Source organism: Stenotrophomonas pictorum JCM 9942, from assembly GCF_001310775.1.
Classification (GTDB): Bacteria; Pseudomonadota; Gammaproteobacteria; order Xanthomonadales; family Xanthomonadaceae; genus Stenotrophomonas; species Stenotrophomonas pictorum.
In genome coordinates, this window is the sequence record NZ_BAZI01000325.1 from 1 (window position 1) to 2,976 (window position 2,976).

A 2,976-nucleotide genomic window follows, 5' to 3' on the forward strand; every position below is an offset into this window, starting at 1 on the left:
TGCACGCGCCGCGGCGCTGCAGGCCGAGGCCGTGCAGCGCTGCCAGGACAGCCGCTCGCGTATCGACAAACTGCGCGGCAAGGAAAAGGACTGCGGCGCGCAGGCGCGCTGAGTCCAACCGCCGACGGGGCGATCATGTGCGTCCCGGATACCGCCGCTCAGCCCCGTCCCAGCTGTGACAGTGGCAGCGCGCGGAATTCCTTCACCGCGCGCAGCACGAAGCTGGAATTGACGTCGGCCACACCGGCGGCATTGAGCAGCTTGTCCAGCAGGAACGCGGAGAAGTGGTCCAGATCGCGCACGTAGACGTGCAGCAGGTAGTCCATGTCGCCGGTCAGCGCGTGGCAGGCCACCACTTCATCCCACAGCAGCACCGCCTCGACGAAGTGGTCGATCGCCTCCTTTCCATGTTTGGACAGCTGCACCCGTACGAACGCCTGCAGTCCCAGCCCGATCGCGCGCGGCTCCAGGCGGGCGCCGTAGCCGCCGATCACCCCTTCGCTTTCCAGCCGCTGGATCCGGCGCAGACACGCCGACGGTGAAAGGTTCACCAGGGCCGCCAGCTCGGCGTTGGTGGCGCGGCCCTGCTGCTGGATTTCGGCCAACAGCCGAAGATCCGTTCGGTCAAACATGACTGGACCCATCTTTGTTGCTCCGCAACATTGTATGCGCGCAACAATATTGCGTCACAAAGCCGCAGCGTCGCAACTTTGCACACCTGTTGCGCGGCCTCGTCCCTACCATCGATGGATTCCCTCGTTACCCGGAACCACCGTCATGGAAGCCACCCCGCGCCGCGTCGAACACCAGCAGACCGACAAGGGTTACGTGCCGGTCTATACCACCGCGGTGGTGGAGCAACCCTGGGACGGCTACAGCGCCGATGACCACGCCACCTGGAGCACCTTGTACCAGCGCCAGCGCGAGCTGCTGGTCGGCCGCGCCTGCCAGGAATTCCTCGATGCCCAGGACGCGATGGGCATGAGCGCGCACATGATTCCGCGTTTCGACCAGCTCAACGAAGTGCTGGGTGCGGCCACCGGCTGGACCCTGGTCGGGGTCGAAGGCCTGCTGCCGGAACTCGATTTCTTCGATCACCTGGCGCACCGCCGCTTTCCGGTGACCTGGTGGATCCGCCGCCCGGACCAGATCGACTACATCGCCGAACCCGACCTGTTCCACGACCTGTTCGGCCATGTGCCGCTGCTGATGAACCCGGTGTTCGCCGACTACATGGCCGCCTATGGCCGTGGCGGCGTCAAGGCGCATGCGATCGGCCCGGACGCACTGCAGAACCTGACCCGGCTGTACTGGTACACAGTGGAATTCGGCCTGATCAATACCGCCGATGGCCTGCGCATCTACGGTGCCGGCATCGTCTCGTCGAAGGGCGAATCGCTGTACTCGCTGGAATCCGCCGCGCCCAACCGGATTGGCTTCGACCTGGAGCGGATCATGCGCACCCGCTACCGCATCGACACCTTCCAGAAAACCTACTTCGTCATCGACAGCTTCGAGCAGCTGATGGCGGCGACCGGACCGGACTTCACCCCCATCTACGCGCGTCTGGCCGATACCGCGCACCTGCCGGCCGGCCAGGTGCACGAGGGCGATATCGTGTTCCAGCGCGGCAGTGGCGAGGGCTGGGCCGAGGGCGGCGACGTCTGAGACGTCTTGCCCTTGGCGCCGCAAGGGAGCAGCCACCCCGGGCGGCTGTTCCGTCTCAAGCCGCGCGATGCACGCCGCCGGCAACCCTCACCCCGCGGCGTGGCGCACCTCCACCGTCACATGCACGATTTCCTCGTGGATGGACAGCGCGCGGTGGAACACCTCTGACTCCACGCCCGGCGCGGTGACCACCTCCATCGCGCAGGCGAAACGGCCACGGCCGACCTGCCAGACATGCAGATCGGCCAGCCGCGCCGGCACCGCGCCCTGCTCCACCGCCTCGCGGATCTCGGCCACCACCGGCGCGTCCATTTCCGCATCCAGCAGCACCCGGCCGGTCTGGCGGATCAGGCCAACGGCCCACACCGACACGAGTACCGCGCCGACGATGCCCATCAGCGGGTCCAGCCACGAAGCGCCGAAGTACAGGCCGCCCAGCAGCGCGATGATCGCCAGCACCGAGGTGGCCGCATCGGCCAGCACGTGCAGGTAGGCCGAACGCTGGTTGAGGTCATGGTGATGGCCGTGGTGGTGGCCATGATCGTGGTGATCGCCATGGGCGTGGTCATGACCGTGATGGTGCTGGTCGCGCAGCCACCAGGCGCACAGCAGGTTCACCGCCAGCCCCACCACGGCGATGGCGATGGCCTGCGGGTAGTGGATGGGGCTGGGCTTGAACACGCGCGCGATCGACTCGAACGCCATCAACCCGGCCACGCCCAGCAGCAGGATCGCACTGGTGTAGCCGGCCAGGATCTCAATCTTCCAGGTGCCGAAGGCGAAGCGCGGATCGTCGCGGTAGCGCCGCGCGCAGGCATAGGCGAACGCGGCCAGGCCCAGCGCCAGCGCGTGCGAGCTCATGTGCCAGCCGTCGGCCAGCACCGCCATCGAGTTGAACCACCAGCCGCCGGCGATCTCCACCCCCATCATCAGCACGGTCAGGATCATGGCGCGACGGGTGTTCTTTTCGGCCATCGGATTGCCTTCGCTGAAGGCATGCCGGTGGCGGCGGGCGGCGGCAAGGGCGTCCAGGGACATGACGGCGGCTTCGGAGAAAAGTGGCGCGCATCATATACCCCCCATGGGTATATGATGCGCGCATGGCCCATATCCAGCGCGACAGGAAGAAACTGCTCACCCGGGTGCGCCGCATCGCCGGCCAGGTGGCGGCGCTGGAACAGGCGCTGGAGACCGGCGACGACTGCGATGCGGTGCTGGTGCAGATCGCCGCGGCCAAGGGCGCCATGCACGGCTGATGCTGGAGGTGATGGCCGGCCACCTCAGCGACCATCTGGTGGCCGAACCGGA

4 protein-coding genes are annotated in these 2,976 nt (G+C 67.0%); 2 read left to right on the forward strand and 2 right to left on the reverse strand.

The window, feature by feature from the left end:
- Positions 1–158: 158 nt before the first annotated feature.
- Positions 159–644: an Lrp/AsnC family transcriptional regulator gene (locus JCM9942_RS13110; RefSeq protein ID WP_054660213.1), complete on the reverse strand. Its 486-nt coding sequence runs from the start codon at positions 642–644 to the stop codon at positions 159–161.
- A 133-nt stretch (positions 645–777) separates the two neighbouring features.
- Between JCM9942_RS13110 and phhA the strand changes: the two genes are divergently transcribed.
- Positions 778–1,668 carry a phenylalanine 4-monooxygenase gene (phhA, locus tag JCM9942_RS13115; RefSeq protein WP_054660215.1) on the forward strand — a complete coding sequence of 297 codons (891 nt, stop codon included), beginning with the start codon at positions 778–780 and terminating at the stop codon, positions 1,666–1,668.
- 87 nt (positions 1,669–1,755) lie between these two features.
- Here phhA and dmeF read toward each other — a convergent pair whose 3' ends face one another.
- Positions 1,756–2,706 carry a CDF family Co(II)/Ni(II) efflux transporter DmeF gene (dmeF, locus tag JCM9942_RS13120; RefSeq protein ID WP_054660217.1) on the reverse strand — a complete coding sequence of 317 codons (951 nt, stop codon included), beginning with the start codon at positions 2,704–2,706 and terminating at the stop codon, positions 1,756–1,758.
- 62 nt (positions 2,707–2,768) lie between these two features.
- Here dmeF and JCM9942_RS18390 point away from each other — a divergent pair, with 62 nt between their 5' ends.
- Positions 2,769–2,924 (forward strand): metal-sensing transcriptional repressor, encoded by a 156-nt coding sequence (locus tag JCM9942_RS18390; protein WP_256202384.1) that lies wholly within the window; start codon positions 2,769–2,771, stop codon positions 2,922–2,924.
- The last annotated feature ends 52 nt before the right edge of the window (positions 2,925–2,976 follow it).

Bases quoted from the DNA above. Each gene is read 5' to 3' on its own strand.
- phhA (WP_054660215.1), top strand. From the start codon at position 778: ATGGAAGCCACCCCGCGCCGCGTCGAACACCAGCAGACCGACAAGGGT.
- JCM9942_RS13110 (WP_054660213.1), bottom strand. From the start codon at position 644: ATGGGTCCAGTCATGTTTGACCGAACGGATCTTCGGCTGTTGGCCGAA.
- JCM9942_RS18390 (WP_256202384.1), top strand. From the start codon at position 2,769: ATGGCCCATATCCAGCGCGACAGGAAGAAACTGCTCACCCGGGTGCGC.
- dmeF (WP_054660217.1), bottom strand. From the start codon at position 2,706: ATGTCCCTGGACGCCCTTGCCGCCGCCCGCCGCCACCGGCATGCCTTC.